The 1,101-nt window shown below is 55.9% G+C and carries 1 rRNA gene; it reads right to left on the bottom strand.

From position 1 onward, the window contains the following. Positions 1 to 1,101, bottom strand: a 23S ribosomal RNA gene (locus ACIP67_RS43430); the annotation flags it as partial.

A 1,101-nucleotide genomic window follows, 5' to 3' on the forward strand; every position in this document is an offset into this window, starting at 1 on the left:
CCGACATCGAGGTGCCAAACCATCCCGTCGATATGGACTCTTGGGGAAGATCAGCCTGTTATCCCCGGGGTACCTTTTATCCGTTGAGCGACGGCGCTTCCACAAGCCACCGCCGGATCACTAGTCCCGACTTTCGTCCCTGCTCGACCCGTCGGTCTCACAGTCAAGCTCCCTTGTGCACTTACACTCAACACCTGATTGCCAACCAGGCTGAGGGAACCTTTGGGCGCCTCCGTTACTCTTTAGGAGGCAACCGCCCCAGTTAAACTACCCATCAGACACTGTCCCTGATCCGGATCACGGACCCAGGTTAGACATCCAGCACGACCAGACTGGTATTTCAACGACGACTCCACAAGAACTGGCGTCCCTGCTTCACAGTCTCCCAGCTATCCTACACAAGCCGAACCGAACACCAATATCAAACTGTAGTAAAGGTCCCGGGGTCTTTCCGTCCTGCTGCGCGAAACGAGCATCTTTACTCGTAGTGCAATTTCACCGGGCCTATGGTTGAGACAGTCGAGAAGTCGTTACGCCATTCGTGCAGGTCGGAACTTACCCGACAAGGAATTTCGCTACCTTAGGATGGTTATAGTTACCACCGCCGTTTACTGGCGCTTAAGTTCTCAGCTTCGCCCACCCGAAAGTGAGCTAACCGGTCCCCTTAACGTTCCAGCACCGGGCAGGCGTCAGTCCGTATACATCGCCTTACGGCTTCGCACGGACCTGTGTTTTTAGTAAACAGTCGCTTCTCGCTGGTCTCTGCGGCCACCCCCAGCTCAGGACGTAAAGCCCATCACCGGATGTGGCCCCCCTTCTCCCGAAGTTACGGGGGCATTTTGCCGAGTTCCTTAACCATAGTTCACCCGAACGCCTCGGTATTCTCTACCTGACCACCTGAGTCGGTTTAGGGTACGGGCCGCCATGAAACTCGCTAGAGGCTTTTCTCGACAGCATAGGATCATCCACTTCACCACAATCGGCTCGGCATCAGGTCTCAGCCTCATGTGCGACGGATTTGCCTATCGCACGGCCTACACCCTTACCCCGGGACAACCACCGCCCGGGATGGACTACCTTCCTGCGTCACCCCATCACTCA

The sequence above is a fragment of the Streptomyces sp. NPDC088812 genome, from assembly GCF_044750285.1.
GTDB lineage: Bacteria > Actinomycetota > Actinomycetes > Streptomycetales > Streptomycetaceae > Streptomyces.